A 19,353-nucleotide genomic window follows, 5' to 3' on the forward strand; every position below is an offset into this window, starting at 1 on the left:
GGATCAATGAAGTTAATGGGATTATTAAAACAGTAATGATATGTGTTAGTCTCAAAATGTTTCTCCGCCAGCGGATCCACCACATGCCACCTCCCCAGCGTGGCATCATAAAACCTCGCCCCGTAATCGTACCAATCCAGTGTATTGCCGGCCAGTTGGTCGTCCTGGAGTTCTTTGCTGTTGTAGAGGTATTTGTTTTCTGTGGCGCTTTGGCCGCCAAAGTTTTGTTGTAGCATGGTCATACCAAACGGGTAATAGCTGGTTTGTTGCAGCAGCTCGGGCTGGCCGTGGCTGTGGGCGGCAAAGACTACACGAACGTTTCCCAAACCCGTACTGAGCGATTTGCACTGAGCTTTGTCGAAGTGAGTCGAAGTATGGTCTTTCATACTGTATTCATATTTCCAGAAAGTACTGTTGCCGGCATTTACGGGCACTATCCGCACATCACCGGCAAAGATAGTGATTAGTTGGTTATCAGAGTAGATAAAATTTCCGCAGTAATCCGTTACGCTGCCGGTGGTGATTTTCATGATGGTAACGGATTTGCGGAGCTTGGCGCCGGTGGCGATGTAGGCATACTGTATATTTTCCTTCGGCCTGAAGGTGATCTGACGAGGCAGGTTCAGGTGGTTGTAAGCAACGTTGATCATTTTCGAGGGTTCGTGGTTCATGTTGGCGGTTGGAGAGGGAGATTATGTTTTCGTTGATTATATAAAACAGGCCTTTAGCAGGAGCGGTAAAGTGCCGCTTTATGCAGAATAGAATCAACTTTTCATCTTGTCGGGGTCTTGCCTTGAGTCAAAAATGTCGGTGATGTAAATGTATTCCCCATAGACCCTGTAAATGATTTTGTAATGTCCAATGATTAAACGGCGATGGCTCTTGCCCAAATGCTCTAGCAAAGGCTCTGTTTGACCTTGATATGGATGCAAAAGCAGAGTGTCTGCTGCATCTAATATTCTATCCCTGATTTCAATCAGTTTCTCCTTAGTTACATTGGGGGCGACAAAATCTAAAACTTCCTGCAAGCTGCTGATCGCTTGTTCTGTATAGATAATTTTCATTTGCGGATTACATTGCCGGTCAATTGCTCAACTTCTGCCCGTGAAAAAACCCGATCTGATTTGATATCAAATTCCGATTTTAGCGCCCTACTCTCCAATTTTGCTTTTAAAACCTCCTCATTACGAAGTTTTTTGTAAAACTCGTTGATTGTACTATCGTTTGCAAGGTGCAAATGGTTTTTGATAAAATCTCTTTTTTCAAGTACGTTCATGATTTCCCATTAATTAATCATTTATGAAATAAACGAATAATTCATTCAAAAGTTATCTTTCATTAGTCGCCACTTCACTGGCAAAGATAGTGATTAACTGGTTATCGCTGTAAATGAAGTTACCACAGTAATCCGTTATGCTACCGCTGGTGGTTTTCATGGTGGTCAAGGTTTTGCGGAGTTTGGCGCCGGTGGCTGTGTAGGCATACTGTATGTTGTCCTTCGGCCCGAAAGTGATCTGATGAGCAGGTTCAGGTGGTTGTAAGCTATGTAAAAATAAGGATTAGAAAACCTGCGAAAGTTACTGCTGCTTTATAAAACAAAAAAAACAGAGATGTTCCGGTTTTTTAATTTATCAGTCAAGAACATAATCACTTTCAATTATAATATTTTCAAGCTGTTCCTTTGTTGAAAAATTGAAGTAGTAACAGACACCCGCTAAGCCAGAATTTATTCTAATTGTCCTTATATGATTTATTCCCGGGAAAGTTTTGGTGAAAAATTTTAAAAATACTTCTTCTTTCTTCATACCTATCCTTATTTCATAAAACAACTCGAAAGAATTATCCTTAATATCGGATTTAAAAAGTTCCAATTTTTCTGTTTCAAAATTCTCCAACAATTTAACACTAGTCTTATTATTGTTCATGCTAAATATTCTAAAGAAATTAAAAGATGAATCTATCTTTACCTTTAAATCACGTTTATCTAAATACCCATCTTTAAAATCTTTGAAATTTGCATATTCACCGAACGGATAAAATAACACATCATTAGTAGAAACAATCAATAGGGTATCTCCATTATGCTCTAACCTTATAACTTCAAACTCTTTTTTTACGTACTGCATTAAAGAATCCAGAGTTATTTGGGGCTCTTCATTAGATTGGGTTTTCAAACTATTCGATTGAGTACATCCACATAACAATATAAAAAATGCTAACAGTTTCATAATCTATTTATTGAGGCACAATTTGACCATTTACAACTTTATAATTCCCTTGTGGTAAATTTTTTATTTGTTGAATAAACGAATTATTGACAACTCTTTTTTTGTCTTGTACTGCCGATTCAGGTTGTAGTGTCAGATTAAAACTTCCTGTAGAATTGTCAGATTGATTATTTGTAGAAACAGGATTCCCATTATTATCAATTTTCCCATCAGGGGTTTCGGTTACTGGCCTATAATAACCATAAAACTCAGATTTTCGATATTTTTCAGGAGATATCGCCTCTGGATTTTCAATCGACAATTTTTTCTCCCCTCGGGCATGCGCTAGTTTTATCTTTCCATCTTCTCCAACTACAGTAACCACGCCAACATGACCGTTCCATACAGCAATATCTCCTACTTGTGGGTCGGACGAAAGAATAAACTGGTCTTTATTATCAAAATAGCTCTTTAAACTTGATGAATTCATGTGTTGGACACCATCTGTTATTTGGTCTGCACCAAGCACCCTACAAACAAATTCAGCACAGTCCATGTATTGCTTCGCTTCTGCAGTATTTGCCGTTCTCATTGAACATACTTTTTCTTGTTTGTATTCAATTCCTGTCAGGCTTCGTGCAGCTTTTACTCTATCACCTGGCCCCAGCCCATTATAATCAATAAACCTAATAGGATTATTTCCGGCATAGCAATACGGAGATTGCCATGGGAATTTTTCAGTAAGAGGGTCAATGGTGAAGAATCGTGAGCCATCTGGCCCATAAAACCTCGCCCCGTAATCGTACCAATCCAGCCTATTGCCCGCCAGTTGTTCGTCCTGGAGTTCTTTTGAGTTATAGAGGTACTTGTTTTCGGTTGTGTTCTGGCTGTAGTAGTTTTGCTGTTGTAAGGTCATTCCAAACGGGTAATAGCTGGTTTGCTGCAGTAGCTCGGGCTGGCCGTGGCTGTGGGCGGCAAAGACTACGCGTGTGTTACCAAGGTGATCCTTCATGCTGTATTCATATTTCCAGAAAGTACTGTTGCCGGCATTTACGGGGGCAACCCGCACTTCGCCCGCAAAGATAGTGATTAACTGGTTATCGGAGTAAATGAAGTTACCACAGTAATCTGTTATGCTGGCGGAGGTGGTTTTCATGGTGGTTACGGTTTTGCGGAGTTTAGCGCCGGTGGCGGTATAGGCATACTGGATGTTGTCATCCGGCCCGAAGGTGATCTGGCTTGGCAGGTTCAGGTGGTTGTAAGCAACGTTGATCATTTTTGAGGGGTCGTGGGTCATGTTGGCGTTGGCGTCGTAGAGATAGTTTCCAGAGGAGCCATGAATGTACCCCTGTGGGTTTCCGGTAATATCGTAAACCATGCTGAGTCGGTTGCTCCTGCTTGCAGTATTATGATAGCTATAGATCAAATCATCAATTTTGGTGTTTTCATGAAAACGTGTTAGTCGGGTAAAATTTCCATTTGGGTCGTAAACATATTGAGTATTAAAATAGCCGGAATTGCTGGTATAATTGCTTCCCTGTGCGTACTTTGATGCAGTCAGCCTGTTAAGTTTATCGTATTCAAAGCCATAGCCGCGCTGCATATCGCTTTTGCTGTTCCAGCGCATCTGGGCAATGTTGCCGTTGTACCTGGCAGCGACGCCAATAGCGCCCGAGCCGGTTTGTGCTTCATAGCGCAGCTCAAGCCCGAATAAATCGTAGTCAAGATTGTCTGGATTGTTGATCATGCGCAGCCAACCCCGGATGTTGTATTTGTTTTTCACCTTCTGATTAAAACTCTGGCCTGTTGCGCTTCCATGCATGTAGGTATTTACCAAATCGCCCAACTCATTGTATTCATAGGCTTTGGTTGTAACCTGCGGGTGATCGTTCATCTTTAGCTTTTCTCCGAGCATCCTCCCCTGATGGTCGTATGTGTAGTTGGTTATCAGCACAATTTCGTTGGGCGAGGCGGATGCGTTATGCATCACTGCTTCTGTTACCACCTGATCGCTGAAGTTATACGCGTAAAAAGTATTATTGCGTCCTCCCAGGTGGTTGTCTTTCACTGTGCAGATCACCCGCAGGCGGTTGTCGAAATAATTAACTGTTACAAGGTTAACGCCTGCAATGCCATCCACCCTTTCCAACGACCCGGTGGCCATTCCCCTGACGTTGGTCAGGTAATCGTCAGAAAAACCCTGGTTAGGCGGGACGGTTGGGAATTCATAACCTGCAAACAACTGCAAAAAATCGTAGTTGTCGTACCAGGTAGCAGTTTGAATGTTGTTTAAAGTAGGGACTAAAAAAAAGGGTGTACTTGAATTTGAATATCCGTAAAGTTCGCCATCCGGAGTCCAGGATTCATACAAATTGCCGCCAAAGTTTTCGAAAAAGTACCTGATGTCTTCAAGGTTGATACCGGTAATGGTTGTGATACCGCTTATTATCTGTCGGTTATGGGCATCGTAAAGGTTGTAATGCCATTTATTTTGCAGTCGCATCACCCCATCCTGCCAAAGCGCCATTCGGTCGCGTTTGTCATACACATAGTAAATCCATTCAGCGCCTGGCAATCGCTTTTCAATAAGCCGTTTGCGGGCGTCATATTTATAGTAGTAACATAATTCGGTTATGGAGGGGCCTTCGGAATCCGAAACTTTTGGCGGGACCACGCACCGCAGCAGGCCAAAATCGTCATAAATGTAAGCAGTACGGTGAATAACCCCGCTATTGCCTGCCGATTCGGTTCTTACGGTCTGCCCCATCTTATCGGTAAATGTTCGCTGGACATTGCCGTCTTCGTCAACGGTTTCATTGATGTAAAGGCTGGCGAGTGGGTAGTTAAACGGAACAAAAGCGCCGTTTACCGGCCTCCAGTGTTTAACCGCGGCAGTATTTGTTTTATAGTTGATGGCTGTTGGATGACCAATCCAGTTTTCGCCTGGTCCTGTTTCGCCTGTTATCCGGTTCAACGGCGAATTGTCGTAATGGATGGTGGAGTAGGGTTCATTGTCCGGCTCGCGGCCGGGTATCTCGCCCTGATAATAGTTGATGCACTCTGCATATGCATAGGGGTTGTATTCTCCTGAAGAAAATTCGGAAACGTAGGTCAGGTATTTTTTATCTTCACGCCCAAATTGATCGAAAGACACCGGTGTAACCAAATCTTTCATTTGGGGCGATCCTTTGGGGATCACAGTTTGCAACGGACGCCCCAGGCCGTCAAAATAGGCTATTTCCTGGGTGTGCGGCGTCTGGTTTATCTGTGAGGGATTAGTCGTGGGAGCGCGCAAAGTGGTGGTGCGGATATAGTTTTTGTTGCTGCTCGGATTTGAACCTATTGTCACATAACCGGATTCGGGTTCATAGTTGATCTGGGGAAGATTCAGGTTTGGATCAGTAAACACCCTGACACTGCTGCCACTGGTAGCGACAAAACCCGGTTTTAAAGTAACCCGTTCCCTTGCCGCAATTTCCGCCTGGCCGGTGTAAACGCTGTTGCTTTCGACATAATCAGGTTGAGCGGCCACAAAGATGGGAGAGCAAAACAAAAACACAATAGAGATCAGCCGAAGAATAGTTACTTGTCTATGTTTTTTCATGGCATTCGGTTTTATTGTTTTACAATTACACGATGTAGCATAACGCCTCCCACTTGCAGTCTGAACAGATAAATGCCGCTGTTGTAATGGCGCATATTCACAGTGTTGATTTCGCTGCCTGCGCCGGCTTGGTATGTTTTACTGTAAAGCAGAGCTCCGCCCGAATCGCAAACCTCGACGGTAAACTCACCCTTCACCGGGCTGTTAAACGACCAGTGAAGCTGGTCAGTAACCGGATTGGGAAAGATCACCAAAAACTCATTTTGCAAGGATTCCTCCTGATAATTGGTAGTCGTTTCAACTGATGCATTTTCAATAGCCCCTTGTTTAAAGTCTTCATCCTCCAAAGCGACAGTGCCGGCTGTTTCTTCTTCATCAATTAGCTTTTGTTTCTTTTCATCTTCTTTTTCGGGTTGTCCCAACTTGTAGCTGTTTATGAAAATTCCGCTTGTCTGTGCAAATGCACCTACGTAACCATCGGTTACTGCCGACAGGTTGCTGAAACCGCCTGCCAGCAGTAAATCGCCGCTGTCACCCGATGATAATGCCCTGCCGTAGCCTTCGGTACCGAAACTCAATTCATCGCTCCAGACTATCCCTGAATGGCCGTCCATCAACATCACAAAGGCGGTCCTGTTGTCCTTCGGGCTCCTAATTTCGGTATCTTCCATTGCTATTTCGCCATGGTAGTATCCCGTGAGTAGCAAATCTTCGTCATTCATCAGATTCATATCCATCAGGCGGCAATAAACGGAACTTTCCAGAGTGTTGACGGCAATAACGTTACCATCGGTGTCGAGTTTAATCAACGCTGTGCTAAGCCTCGATTTTGATTCAATCATTTTATCAGCTATGGTAATGGTTTTACCGAAATTTACGCCGGCAAAAATGTTGCCCTGCGTATCGCAAAGCAGTTCGATGCCTTCGAGGTAAGCGTCTGCTATTACAGGTATAGACCACAACTGATGTATTTCGGGACTATATTTGGCTATTACCAGGCCTTCCGACTCAAAAACATGCATCCGATTTTTGCTCCCGCTTTGCAACGTGTAACTTCCTTTTCCGGCGGCGGACATCAGGTACAGATTCCCTGACCGGTCAAAACGGGCTGCTATAGTACGGTGGTTACCTGTACCTTCGGAAGTGAAAAATTCCAGGAGGCTGCCTTCCTGCGAAAGCAGCATGTAGTAGGCTCTGTCGGCTGCAGTGCTGCAGTATTCCTTACCGTCAATCCGGATGCAACCCCTGAACATACCACCGGTAAACAAAGTGTTTCCGGGTGCAGGCGTAAGCACATCCAGCGTTGCTCTGCCAGCGAACGGCGCCAGAAAGTCCCATTGCCATTTACCCTGGCCGTCAACTGATTTTATAAACAGCGACGTTTTATCATCAGCCGTTTCCAGGTTTTCCGTCTGATTACCGGCAACTTTACCGCCAAGAAATATCAACCCGTTATCGGATACAATTTTTGCCGGCATGTCATCGCCCTTGCTGCCAAAACTTTTACTCCAAAGAACCTGGCCGGAATCATCCATTTTTGCCAAAAAAACGTCATTCATCCCTTTGCTCTGCAGCATATCAGCGCCTGATTGGACCGAGTCACTGAAAACCCCGGTTAGAAACAATGCCGGGCTAACCTGTTGCATGGCCAACACTTGCAGGTTACCACTTCCCTCGGCGCTATAGCTCCATTTAAGTTGTTGGGCTGTGGCGGTGAAGGAGAAGAGGATGAGAAGAAGTGATAATATTTGAATAAATTGTTTCATAATTTATTGATCTTTATAGTGATAATCAAATTTTTTCAGATACTGGACTTCATTATTACGGATATATTGTAAGCGATTAAAACTATCATATTCATAAAAGGTAGTAATACCTGCCGGGTTTGTCTCTGAGAATATTCCAACTAATGGTTTGTAAGTGTAAGAAGTGATCAAGGCATTCTGCATAGCTGCTCTGTTTCTCAATAAGGAGAAGATAGTCCTTAATTGAGTATCGGTTTTATTCTGTAAACTTTCAATTGAATATCCCATCGCAGTCAACTCGCTGGAAGTCTCTTCAAAAGTAGCATTCTCGATCTTGGCAATAGGTAATGTGTAATTGTAACCCCAAACATAAGTAGAAGAAAAATTCGAAGTAGGTCTTGTTTCGAGCGGGTTACCAAAAACAGGTGAATAGTTGAACTCTGACTGTTTTTTGTACCTTGGATCAATTTGCCCGAAAGTTAGCTGATATGAAGGTATAAAATCATTGAGTGGCTCAGTAATTTCAAGTTTGAAAATCTCAGCGGGTTTGATGATTTGCCCAAAGAAACCATATTTATTAAAGGCTGCATCCGTAACTTGCCCATTAACGCTTTTTATGGTTTCGATGGGATAATCTAGCATCTTTCTGTTTACCATTATAGCGAGTACATTGCTGTAGCTACTGGTGTAGTTAAAAGGGTAATAAATTTTGGTTACAATGTGTCTGTCATCACTTTGAATTTCTTCAATTTCTGCTTTTAACTCTTGCTCAACATTATAGCTATATGAGAATGTCGTAGCAATTGGATTTTGTCCATTTGGGTCAAACGTTTCGTTAACAAGTGAGGTTAAAAGACTTTTTCCAGTGTAAAGTTTATATGCTGAGATAAAGTAGAATTCTTGTGCTGAAGGATGCTCTCGATGTACCTCATTTCCATAAACAATATCTTCATTATAAAAATTATAGTAATATTTATCATTTCTAACGATAACATTATCTGAATTTTTGTAAACGACTTTATCTAATAAACCTCTTTTAAAAGAAGGAGCTGTTTTGCCTGCAGCAAAAGGATATACTGGAGCATATTGACTTACAATATAGCCAGACCTCTTAATATTAAGGGCAGTGCCTGAATAGTAACAAAAACTATAATCATAGTTAATAGTTGAGTTGAAAGAATTATAAAAATAGTCCAGCTTTTGTAGTTCATCATCTGCAATTCTTGTCTCAGTTACTTGTTGATAGTTGATATAGTCGGTATTCAATGTATGCAATAATGAATTACTTGTAGTGCTGAGTAAATAGCCTGCCGGAGTAATTATTCCTTGCTGTCCAACATTTCCAGCACCAAGAAAATAATTACCATTCCACTCTACATTACCGTTGATACAAAAGTAATAATTACGAAACAACACTTTTAAATAGCTTGGTTTATGTTCAAATATCCCAGATGAATAAGAGTATTCATGTTTACTAGCAATGTTACCTGAATCATCTTCTGTATTTATTTGTTTAATTCTCAACCCTCCGGCTGTTTTAGAGTAATTATCAAATTGATGTGCTTCATAGTAGAACTTAGTTTTTCCACCAGTGGGATATTCAATCATAAAAAGGGTATAAGTTTTCATCCAGTCTTCACTTGGCGATCTATTCCCATGTATTTGAAGGAATGGCGGTAAAACTGGATAATAAATTGAAAAACCCATTGTTGGATTCTGCATAGGGTAAAATTCATTTGTATAGTGTAATGCGATAAATTCAGTTTCCTGAAGATCACCAAACGTAACATCAGGGAATAACAGACTTGGCTTTTCTGATTCTTCTGAAGATACGGATTTATTGCAATAGCCCCAATGATCATATCCATCAAATGATGTGCGATACGGCATGCTGATGTTTGGCTGAGGGCTACCTGCATCACCATAATATGTAAACTTATATGGAGGTTCTGCCGGTATTTCATCTTTGTCAAATTTTTGAACTTCTGACAGCTTGAGACGATGATGTAAATTATTATTGGAGTAAAACTCTTGTTTTTGAACTAAGGATTCAAAATAATCATAAGAAAGTTTCCAAATCAAAAAAGGTTGAGAATTTCGTTTTATTTCTATCTTATCCAATCTTTTTGAGGCCTTTAAATCAAGCCTTTCGTTTAAGGCATGAAATACAATCTCAACATTATCCCTTTCGTAAAAAATTCTGATTAATCTTCGTGTAATATTGGTATAAGCAAATTGCTGAAAGGCATATGGATTTTGTTCTTCATCCCAATTAAAAGGAGGATTTGAATTATCTGAACAAGTATTTTGATTAAAGGACCTTTTAGTTTGGATTTGACCAGCCAATTTAGATAGAAACTTTACTGTATCATTTTCATACTCAAACAAAATTGTTCCTTTATTACTTTCAAGCTCAATTTTACTTAAAAAGAATGCTGTTGGTACATTTTGAAAAGAATTATCAGAGTAAAAGTCAGTTAATGGTAAAGTATAATTACTAGAACTATTATAAGCATATCCCCAAAATCGTTTTCCCCTTGAACTTTTTTCAACATGATTACTCTCAAAATAATACGTTCTACCATGCAAATCCTTTGCAGTAAATGATACTTCATTCTGATTTGCAATAATACTCAGGCCGTCACATGCTTTTGTAAATCTAACATTAAAATCATTGTCTATCACAAATTGCCCGGAATATCCACAAAAGTTATAATTGTAAATATCAGGTTCTGAATCTATGTATGGTCCACTGTAAATCCATTGAAGAGAATCAACTGTTGGAATATTTTTGTTTTCGATTTCGGATGTTGACCTTATTCGTAAACGGTTTCCATGGAAATCAGGTGCTCCCTTTGTACTTACACTAATTACACCACCAGCATTTAAACTCCACCCAAGGCCAACCCATGAAGCGATATCATCAACTTTGATACCTGACGAATTATAAGTTAGACTTATTGGAAGTTGGAAGTCATCTACAGTTAATGAATAAATTGGTATTTCTATCGCTGTGGTTCCTCTGTAATAACTAACCGGATGAGAACCATAGAGCCCAAGTTGATAGGGAGTGGGCGTAGGAGGTATTATATTTCTATCTGGAAGTTGATAACCCTGGGCACACAACCATTTACCAAAAAAAAGAAATAACAAAACTAATGCATAATTTAATAAACTGATTCTATGATCTATTATCATTGTCATTTTGAAGTATTGTGGGTTCTTTTCAAAATATTCCATAAGGTAGAATGATTAATTTATGAGCAATGTATTCATCTTATTCATTTTCCCGGTTTACTACATTTTCAAGGGTAGAAATCCTCTCCTCCTGCTTCAAAATGTAGAGCGTAAGCTCTTCTATCTTTTTGAGCAGCAGGGCATTCATTTCACCCAGGCTAATTCCCTCTTCGCTGATTTGTTGGGAACTTGGCACACCGGGCAGGTGGTTGTTTTCGCTGATGAAGGTTTGCAGTTCATCCAGTCTCATCAGTGGATAGTCGTTCTCAAAAACATAATCGGGCCATGTATCCATTAACTCGACAACAACTTCCTCGGCTCGGACATGCCCTTTCACAGCGAGTTTGTATTCGCCGGGGTCGGAAGTGCCAATGGCTACCTGTCCTGCGTAATGGATTTGATCACCGTTGATTGTCCATGGATTTTGAATATTTACAAGCTGATTGTTAATGAAGAGGTTCCCGGTTAAATTAATGTCACCATTTACTTCCAGCTTTTTAGCAGGGTTGGGAATTCCAATACCGACATTCCCGCTATAAATCCCATTCCTTCCGGTGTAATCTCTGCTTGAATTAATTACCGTGTATTGATTAACTTTGTACCCTGACGATGTGATGGCAAAACCGCTTACAGTAAGTCCTTCACTTGCAATCGCTACCTTTTGGGTGCCGCCGATTGAAAAGGCCAAACTGTTAGTGCCGAACTTGAACATACCTGTATTATTATTATCTGAAAACGAATATGCCGGAGCAGTAGCCGAGCCGTTTACACTTCGGATGGTTCCGTTTTGAAATGTAAAATGTGTTTCTTTCTGTGTATTAAATGTCAAATTTTGCCCATTTCTTGCCTGTATAAAATGTTCATTTGTGAATAGCAAGCGGGAATACTTCAACGTTCCTGTCGCTTCAAGATACATAGTAGCATCATCTTCCGCATCAGCACGGATATGCAATTTAGCCTGAGGGTCTGTGACATTGCCGATACCGATGCGGCCGGTGCGGTTAACATTAGGTGATTCACTAACGAAAAGCGTGGGAATATTACTTTTAAAACCAACAGCAAGGCTATTCTTAACATTATGCTCCAACGGGATTGTAATTGATCTGCCTAGACCCAAAACGTATGCACCTTCAGCTAAAGATTTAGTATAATTTCCAATAGCAAATCCATTGCCAGACATTGATTGTGCAGTATTGCCTATGGCAAAATTATCTGTCTTATCAGCTATAGAATTTGATCCAATTACATAAGAATGAAGTCCATTGGACTGTGAGTAGCTGCCAAAAATGTATGAATGGCTCCTACTCGCCGTTGAGCTAGTTCCGATTACAACAGTATTGTTTTGGGATGTGGTGTTATAGTTGCCGAGGATGGTTTGTTGCCACCAATTACTGCTGTAGTTGTTGTTAAAACCTACCGTTACATTGCTTTGAGTGCTATCGCATGAAATACATTGTGAAAGCAGAGATTGGGAATTAATACTTAAGGCTATTATCGTCATAGCCAGTAGACGGTTTGATTTACTGTTTTTCATTGATATTTCTTTTTATTGTGATTTGATAAGTTTACCTGTTTCAACTGCGCCTGATGTGTAACGCAATTCATAAAGATAGCTGCCCGGTGACAGTTTACCAGTTTGGATATGCCCGCTGGTACTATGAATAGTGGTGGAAAACATTTCCTTTCCCGTAATATCAAACAACCGGAATTGAGAACCTGTTTGCAGGGATTGATAATGAAGTCCCTCTGAAAAAGGGTTGGGCCAAAATGCCGTTTTCTTTAAGGGAATTATCTCCTTGTTTGTGCCCACAAGTATGCCCTCTTTGTTGAGTTTCAGAAACACGGGGTCATAAACCTGGGTGTAGTGGTTAAACCTGGCTGCACAAATAAAACTACCACCATCCTTTGTTGCAAGAATGTAATGGGTTTCATAGTAATAGTCGCCTCCAATAAAATGCAGGTAGCGTGGTTGTAGCTGGGCATCGTTTTGTCCGGTCATGATCCAGCTAACACGCCCTGGTGGGGGCTTTCCAATGCACTGGTGCTTCCACCCTGCAAAAAAAACAGTGTCGGGATGCCTAAAGTCAATATTCCGACTGGTACCTGTCTTATCCAGTGTGTCGTAAGCGCCAAAATAATTTGAGTGGATCACATTTAGCATGCTATCATAAGATATAATCCACATATCCCGGTCGTGAGAACCGGCATAATCTGGCCTGAGTTCCGAAGCTGAAAGCAGAAAAGTACTGTCGGTATGCCAAAGTACGGTGGTATACCAATCTCCGTAAGGCCGAATGCTGCTGCTGATAAACTGAGGGGTGGTATCGAATACAAGTCTGGACGGCCAATTACTTCCACCTGAATACATAGGGGAAAAAGCCCATATCCTGGTTGAGTCCTTATTGAGTAAATAATCTGAGGAACCATGGGTTTTTTGGTCATGCAGGTAATAATTCACCAAATTGCCAAGAGTGTCGTACCATGTTAATTGATGATAAACAAGAGGTGCGGGCCAGTCAGGTGCTGGCTCTATAGCCAGCAGATACTTATTGTTCAGATGAAATACCCTGCGTATACCAACAGTCCAATAGCTAGTCATATCATGATACTTAACCCAAACTTTATTAAGATTACAATCTATTCTTACCAAAATAAGGTGTAATTCTCCGGAATCCGAAGTTATAGCATTGCCGGCCAGCAGATAGCCCCCATTATAAGCTCGCTCTATCAAATAAAAGTCAAATAGTGTGTCGCCAAAAGTGTAATGGTAAGTAGTGGTATCACCCAGTGGATTGAATCTGAGCAGATATGATCTGGTGGGAGAGTTGGGGGCATAATCAACCCCCGTTCTCTCACTTACAATAGCTATTAAATCCCCATTTTCAGCTTCAATGGCTATTCTTGAGCTTTTCCTTACCGGATATTCCAATACAAACTCAAATGTATTCTGTGCAGGAAGAGAGCCTTGATAAAGTACTAATAAGCATATGAACAATAATATGTGTGTTGCTCGTTTCATCTTTCAGGTGGTGTAATGGGCACAGTGCAAGCTAAGTGTCTTTGTCTGAAATAGAAGGTGGGCACATGCCAGATATTTCGACCGTTTGGGTTTTGATCCTCGCTTTTAATCAATGACCCGGCAAATTTTTTATTTCCGGTGTTTTGTGACGAGTTCACCCAGGTATTTATGAAGCCTTTTTTATGATCATAATAGAACTGCATTTCATGTATACCGGAGTTGTTATAGTTGTATTCCAGGCATTCTGTCCAGTTATCGAATGGAGCAACTGCCTCAGAGGCTGCAAAGATTTTGTAATCCAGGTAATTCACCAAAGTGCTGTTGAGTGGATGATCCAAATAATTCACGATCATTGAGTCAGTCGCACCGTAAAAATACCAGCGGCAGTTGATTGGATCTGTATTATAATGTTGGTAAAGTAGGGCTTCAAATACTTCAGGTGCGTTAGTGCCAACTAGATTTCCAAAGCAGCCCCAAGGTGTAAAATCTTCAAAACTGTATGCTTCCTGATCCCCAAAATCCCCACTATGCTCCAACGTTCCCGTTCCTGTAACAGTAATAATTCGCAAGCTACGGTTGTTGTCGGGAAGTGAGCCCATATCCTCTACCATGGCCATAAGAAACTGTTTTTCATCCTCCTCAATTTCATAGTACCTGTCGCTGATGCCGAACAAAGTAGAATCGTAGGCTTCGAAAACCTCAGCGTACATGGCTTCATAGCTGCCAAGTACATTCATTTCAACAAATACCGTGTCCCAATGAAATCTGGCACACGGATAATTGGCCTTGGCATAGTAATAATTCAGCGTGGCGTCAATGTACCAGATGGCCGAGTCAATTAAGATGCTTTCGTTGCTTTTCAGGAAAACACCTTTTTTATACTCATCCATCTTTTGTGAAAAACCCGTAATCAGTACTGCCGGGTCGAATTCGGTTTCCGGCATTTGCACCTGATCCTTGTGGTTGTCTTTACTACACCCCACTCCGATCACGATCAGCAATCCCATGATCGCTGCGATTGATTGAAGAAATGTAAATTTTTTCATGATTATAAAATTTTAGGTTTAGGAAATTAATAGTGGAAAACCGGTGCTAAGATAAGTCAGAATTGTCGAAAAACCTAATTTTTTAACGAAATAATTTCACACCTAACCACCTCTTAAATCCTCAATTGTAGTATTTTACAAATTTTGACTTTCAGAATTTACAAAGGATTTAGCCCAATTAAATGGCAAATTGTGATATTTTTTGGGTTTAAAAAGGCGATTGAAATTTAGAAATGTTTTAAATAAAAACTGTCGGATTTTACACTTTTAAGTTGAATTCGCCAAAATTTTCAGGGCATTTTTACCATTCATTAATCCAAAATCTGAATTGCTAAAATAACCCGCTACAGTAGTCAGTTGCCATGCCAGCAATGGTTTTCATGGTAGTTTCGGTTTTGCGGAGCTATGAAGTACAGTTTTTAGTTAATCCGGAAATTCTCCCGATTGAGGCTTCACTCTTTTACTCAGACTTCTATCGGCTCGGTGATCGCTTTGGAGTTATTGCGTGGTGAGTTCACCAGGTCGGAAATGCGAAAGGCGCTCATTTCCTTCGCCGGAAAAGGCCTGAGCAGGCCGAGCAATTCCTCCTGATCGGTTGATTGGAGCCATGTTTTCTCATCCTGCCTGTTGAGGATCACAGGCATGCGGTTATGAATTTCAGCCATTAATTCGTTTGGCGAAGTAGTAATGACAGAGAATGAATGAATGATTTCTCCTTCGGGATTTTTCCATTGTTCCCAAATGCCAGCCATCGAGAAAACCGGTTGGGTAGTTAAAAAAATGCGGTAAGGGATTTTCCCTTTTTTGGCTTCCGGCGTTTTCCATTCATAAAAGGCATCGGCAGGTACAAGGCACCGGCGACGTTTGAACGCATTTTTGAAGGAGGCTTTTTCTGTAATTGTTTCACTCCGGGCATTGATCAGTTTGTTGCCAATTGCAATATCTTTTGCCCAAAAAGGGATTAACCCCCACCGGAACAGGCTGATCTGACCGGGTTTTTCATCGGTTATTACAGGGAGTAATTGAGTAGGTGCACAATTATAGTTGGGTGTTAATTCACCGTCTTTAATTGTGATATCATAATGCTGATTCACTATTTTAAGATCGGGGGCAAAGGAATACCTTCCGCACATAATTTATCAGGTTAAGTTTGATTTAAAACGTCAGCATGTTGTGATTAAGTCTAATTACCATATCAAGATGCTCAGGATCAATCATTGTTTGATTGTGTCAGATGAACATCCATGTAATCGCTTTGTTAAAGTGACCAAATAACTAATTTTGCAGCAAATTTAAAAAACGAATCAATGGAAAGTCTGGTAATAAATGAAAATATGAAATACAAGGTAAGGGATATCAGCCTGGCAGAGTGGGGGAGGAAAGAGATAGAAATTGCAGAGAAGGAGATGCCCGGCCTGATGACCATCAGGCGGAAATACGCCAAAGAGAAACCATTGAAAGGGGTTCGCATCAGCGGTTCACTGCATATGACCGTGCAAACTGCTGTACTGATCGAAACGCTGACTGAACTTGGCGCCGATGTGCGCTGGGCAAGTTGCAACATATTTTCAACCCAGGACCATGCTGCAGCTGCTGTGGCAATGCGCGGCATCCCGGTATTTGCCTGGAAGGGCGAAACACTTGACGAATATTGGTGGTGCACGGCACAGGCACTCTCGTTTCCTGATGGCAAAGGCCCGCAACTCATCGTTGACGATGGTGGCGACGCAACACTTCTGATCCACAAAGGGGTAGCTGTTGAAAAGAATCCGGAGCTTTTATCAGTGGTGGGTTCAAATGCTGAAGAGAAGGCAATCATGACGTTATTGCAGCAAACTTACGTGGAAGCTCCTGATAAATGGCATCGCTCGGCCAGCGAATGGCGGGGTGTTTCCGAAGAAACCACCACCGGTGTTCACAGGCTTTACCAGATGAAAGAGCGGGGTGAACTGTTGGTGCCTGCCATTAATGTGAATGACTCGGTGACCAAATCAAAATTCGATAATCTTTATGGCTGCCGTGAATCGCTTGCGGATGGAATCAAGCGGGCAACCGATGTGATGATTGCGGGAAAAGTGGTTGTAGTGCTGGGTTACGGCGACGTGGGTAAAGGTTCGGCCAAGTCAATGCGCGCTTACGGATCGCGGGTCATCATTACCGAAATTGACCCCATCAACGCTTTGCAGGCTGCCATGGAAGGTTTTGAAGTGACAACCATTGAAGAAGCGCTTAAAGAAGGGCAGATTTTTGTGACCGCCACCGGAAACAAGGATGTGATTACCCTTGAGCATCTGAAACAGATGAAAGATGAAGCGATCGTATGCAACATCGGACACTTCGACAATGAGATTCAGGTGGAGAAACTCGACGCTGATCCGACCATCACCAAAGAAAACATCAAACCCCAGGTTGACCGCTACCGGTTCGCTGACGGACATTCGATTTACCTGCTTGCCGAAGGACGACTGGTGAACCTTGGCTGCGCCACCGGCCACCCGTCATTTGTGATGAGTAATTCATTCAGCAACCAGACGCTGGCACAGATTGATCTCTGGAAAAACCGCGATCATTACGAAATTGATGTGTATCGTTTGCCAAAGATCATTGATGAAGAGGTGGCACGCCTGCACCTTGAGCATCTTGGCGTGAAACTCACCACACTCACCAAAGAGCAATCAGAATATCTGGGCATCCCGGTTGAAGGGCCTTACAAACCGGAGCATTACAGGTATTAAATTCAATTTTTGGTGACCTTTTAGTGACGAAATTCACCGCTGGCCTTTCAAACATCTAAAACGTCAGCACCTTATCGCACTCCACAGTCCATTGGGAAAATTCTTTCATGTTGCTCAGATGAACGCCTTCGATGAATCTGAGGCTGTCGATGCCGCGGGCCTGAGAGCAGCCGCTGCAGCTTTTGACCTCGCCGCCCTGGAGGATTACCGATTTTAGCATCCGCTCGATGTTGTAAAACCCGGTTGGCGTGTTTTGATTGGGTAACCCGCAAAATACAGCGTCAGCCAGGAGAAAAATCTTTACTTCAACTTTTTCCCCATGCTCCTTTTGAAGTGTCATTGCCATCCGTAAAGCGTTGTAGGCTTTTTCAGTTCCATAGGTGGCGTCGTTAATAATGATCAGGATTTTTTGCATAAAAGTTTGAATTACAATCAAAGATTAATTATTTGATACAACCTGTTGATCGTCACTCACTTTTTCAAGTGCCTGTAACCAACGACTGCGTTCCACATTAAATCTTTCCATGTTTGCTTGTTTCACAGGTTCCACCGGTGGGGATTCTACTTTGAGGGGATCAACCGGGGATCCGTTTTTGTAAAACCTGAAATCGAGGTGAGGACCGGTGGAAAGCCCGGTGCTCCCAACATAGCCGATCACTTGTCCCTGCTTTACACGAACTCCGCGTTTGATTCCGGGGCCAAATTTTGAAAGATGAAGATAAGCCGTTGAATAGACAGAATTGTGCTTGATGCGAACCACGTTACCACCACCTTTATTATCCCATTTTGTGTATTCCACCACTCCATCACCGATTGACATTACAGGCGTACCTGTTGCGGCAGCATAATCCACGCCATGATGCGGACGTCTTATCTTGAGTACCGGATGCAAACGACTGTTGGAAAAGGTGGAACTGATGCGGCGGTAATTTAGTGGCGCCTTTAGAAATGCCCGGCGCAGGCTGTTGCCTTCGTTATCAAAATATTCTCCTACACTGTCCTGAACAAAATAGTATGCATACTGGTCTTTCCCAAAATGGTTGAAAGTGGCTGCCAGCACCCTGCCAATCCCAATTCGCTCACCTTCCACATAAACGTTTTCATAAATTACCTTGTAATAATCCCCCTTTTGAATGCCAAAGAAGTCAATGGTCCAGGCATAGATATCCGAAAGAGAAATGGCCAGGTTGGGATCGGTTTTATTGGCCACCATGGCATTCCACAACGAACTGTTGATTACCCCGTAAGCTGTTTCGATGCGGGTTTCCACCTCCTTTTGTCCTCTCCAGGCATGAATGGAATCCTTCAGGCTGTAAACCACATAATCAATGGCAGAAATTTCATAGATAAAATACCTCGCTTTTGGAACTGAATCATTGGTTAAAATGACGGAGTAGTTGTGACCCTGCCTCATCTTTCGCACGTCGAAAATCCTCCTGGTCTCGCGGGCAAGGCGATCAATGGTGGTATAATCAACATTGTATCCAAGCAGGATGTTAGCCAGAAACTGATTGTGCCTGACGGTTTCACTCACCACGGTCAGGGTGTCCACATTAAAACCATACATCATGCGGGGTTCGGCAACTTCAACTTCAACTTCGGAAGGCTTATTGGTGTTGAATTTAAAGATGGGTTTAAAGAAAACAATGATCAGAAGAATGATCATTAAGGCAATAATCGGGATTAAAAATATTTTTAGGCGTTTATGTTGCATAGTCATTTTGAAAACTTGTTAATGATTCAATTCCCGAATTATTATG

At 41.9% G+C, this 19,353-nt stretch carries 14 protein-coding genes; 1 reads left to right on the top strand and 13 read right to left on the bottom strand.

Going from position 1 to position 19,353, the window contains the following annotated elements; all coding sequences use genetic code 11:
- The 11 genes from IH598_17325 to IH598_17375 form a co-directional block, all read right to left on the bottom strand.
- A partial coding sequence (locus tag IH598_17325; protein ID MBE0640279.1) for an RHS repeat-associated core domain-containing protein occupies positions 1–671 on the bottom strand: 671 nt, incomplete at its 3' end.
- Positions 672–764: 93 nt separating this feature from the next.
- Positions 765–1,064 (bottom strand): type II toxin-antitoxin system RelE/ParE family toxin, encoded by a 300-nt coding sequence (locus IH598_17330; GenBank protein ID MBE0640280.1) that lies wholly within the window; start codon positions 1,062–1,064, stop codon positions 765–767.
- Entirely contained in the window at positions 1,061–1,276 is a 216-nt protein-coding gene (locus tag IH598_17335) for a hypothetical protein (protein MBE0640281.1), read from the bottom strand. The genes IH598_17330 and IH598_17335 overlap by 4 nt, the downstream gene beginning before the upstream one ends.
- Before the next feature lie 355 nt (positions 1,277–1,631).
- On the bottom strand, positions 1,632–2,228 hold the full coding sequence (locus tag IH598_17340; GenBank protein ID MBE0640282.1) for a hypothetical protein: 597 nt from the start codon (positions 2,226–2,228) through the stop codon (positions 1,632–1,634).
- A gap of 7 nt (positions 2,229–2,235) precedes the next feature.
- Positions 2,236–5,811, bottom strand: a complete 3,576-nt coding sequence (locus IH598_17345) for a hypothetical protein (protein MBE0640283.1) — start codon at positions 5,809–5,811, stop codon at positions 2,236–2,238.
- Positions 5,812–5,822: 11 nt separating this feature from the next.
- Positions 5,823–7,577 carry a T9SS type A sorting domain-containing protein gene (locus IH598_17350; GenBank protein MBE0640284.1) on the bottom strand — a complete coding sequence of 585 codons (1,755 nt, stop codon included), beginning with the start codon at positions 7,575–7,577 and terminating at the stop codon, positions 5,823–5,825.
- 3 nt (positions 7,578–7,580) lie between these two features.
- On the bottom strand, positions 7,581–10,796 hold the full coding sequence (locus IH598_17355) for a hypothetical protein (GenBank protein ID MBE0640285.1): 3,216 nt from the start codon (positions 10,794–10,796) through the stop codon (positions 7,581–7,583).
- A gap of 37 nt (positions 10,797–10,833) precedes the next feature.
- The gene (locus IH598_17360) at positions 10,834–12,327 is read right to left on the bottom strand and encodes a hypothetical protein (GenBank protein MBE0640286.1); all 1,494 of its coding nucleotides are present in this window, start codon (positions 12,325–12,327) and stop codon (positions 10,834–10,836) included.
- Positions 12,328–12,339: 12 nt separating this feature from the next.
- On the bottom strand, positions 12,340–13,812 hold the full coding sequence (locus IH598_17365; protein ID MBE0640287.1) for a T9SS type A sorting domain-containing protein: 1,473 nt from the start codon (positions 13,810–13,812) through the stop codon (positions 12,340–12,342).
- Positions 13,809–14,858: a hypothetical protein gene (locus tag IH598_17370; protein MBE0640288.1), complete on the bottom strand. Its 1,050-nt coding sequence runs from the start codon at positions 14,856–14,858 to the stop codon at positions 13,809–13,811. The genes IH598_17365 and IH598_17370 overlap by 4 nt, the downstream gene beginning before the upstream one ends.
- A gap of 464 nt (positions 14,859–15,322) precedes the next feature.
- Entirely contained in the window at positions 15,323–15,991 is a 669-nt protein-coding gene (locus tag IH598_17375; GenBank protein MBE0640289.1) for an SOS response-associated peptidase, read from the bottom strand.
- Positions 15,992–16,165: 174 nt separating this feature from the next.
- On the opposite strand from IH598_17375, the gene IH598_17380 reads away from it, so the two are divergent.
- Positions 16,166–17,593 carry an adenosylhomocysteinase gene (locus IH598_17380; protein ID MBE0640290.1) on the top strand — a complete coding sequence of 476 codons (1,428 nt, stop codon included), beginning with the start codon at positions 16,166–16,168 and terminating at the stop codon, positions 17,591–17,593.
- 55 nt (positions 17,594–17,648) lie between these two features.
- On the opposite strand, the gene IH598_17385 is transcribed toward IH598_17380, so the two are convergent.
- Positions 17,649–18,008 carry a DsrE family protein gene (locus IH598_17385; protein ID MBE0640291.1) on the bottom strand — a complete coding sequence of 120 codons (360 nt, stop codon included), beginning with the start codon at positions 18,006–18,008 and terminating at the stop codon, positions 17,649–17,651.
- Positions 18,009–18,032: 24 nt separating this feature from the next.
- Positions 18,033–19,307, bottom strand: a complete 1,275-nt coding sequence (locus IH598_17390; protein MBE0640292.1) for a M23 family metallopeptidase — start codon at positions 19,305–19,307, stop codon at positions 18,033–18,035.
- Positions 19,308–19,353 lie beyond the last annotated feature (46 nt).

It is taken from the genome of Bacteroidales bacterium (genome assembly GCA_014860585.1).
GTDB lineage: Bacteria > Bacteroidota > Bacteroidia > Bacteroidales > 4484-276 > RZYY01.

Excerpts from the sequence above, each read along its gene's own strand:
- IH598_17330 (MBE0640280.1), bottom strand. The coding sequence starts at position 1,064 with ATGAAAATTATCTATACAGAACAAGCGATCAGCAGCTTGCAGGAAGTT.
- IH598_17335 (MBE0640281.1), bottom strand. The coding sequence starts at position 1,276 with ATGAACGTACTTGAAAAAAGAGATTTTATCAAAAACCATTTGCACCTT.
- IH598_17340 (MBE0640282.1), bottom strand. The coding sequence starts at position 2,228 with ATGAAACTGTTAGCATTTTTTATATTGTTATGTGGATGTACTCAATCG.
- IH598_17345 (MBE0640283.1), bottom strand. The coding sequence starts at position 5,811 with ATGAAAAAACATAGACAAGTAACTATTCTTCGGCTGATCTCTATTGTG.
- IH598_17350 (MBE0640284.1), bottom strand. The coding sequence starts at position 7,577 with ATGAAACAATTTATTCAAATATTATCACTTCTTCTCATCCTCTTCTCC.
- IH598_17355 (MBE0640285.1), bottom strand. The coding sequence starts at position 10,796 with ATGGAATATTTTGAAAAGAACCCACAATACTTCAAAATGACAATGATA.
- IH598_17360 (MBE0640286.1), bottom strand. The coding sequence starts at position 12,327 with ATGAAAAACAGTAAATCAAACCGTCTACTGGCTATGACGATAATAGCC.
- IH598_17365 (MBE0640287.1), bottom strand. The coding sequence starts at position 13,812 with ATGAAACGAGCAACACACATATTATTGTTCATATGCTTATTAGTACTT.
- IH598_17370 (MBE0640288.1), bottom strand. The coding sequence starts at position 14,858 with ATGAAAAAATTTACATTTCTTCAATCAATCGCAGCGATCATGGGATTG.
- IH598_17375 (MBE0640289.1), bottom strand. The coding sequence starts at position 15,991 with ATGTGCGGAAGGTATTCCTTTGCCCCCGATCTTAAAATAGTGAATCAG.
- IH598_17380 (MBE0640290.1), top strand. The coding sequence starts at position 16,166 with ATGGAAAGTCTGGTAATAAATGAAAATATGAAATACAAGGTAAGGGAT.
- IH598_17385 (MBE0640291.1), bottom strand. The coding sequence starts at position 18,008 with ATGCAAAAAATCCTGATCATTATTAACGACGCCACCTATGGAACTGAA.
- IH598_17390 (MBE0640292.1), bottom strand. The coding sequence starts at position 19,307 with ATGCAACATAAACGCCTAAAAATATTTTTAATCCCGATTATTGCCTTA.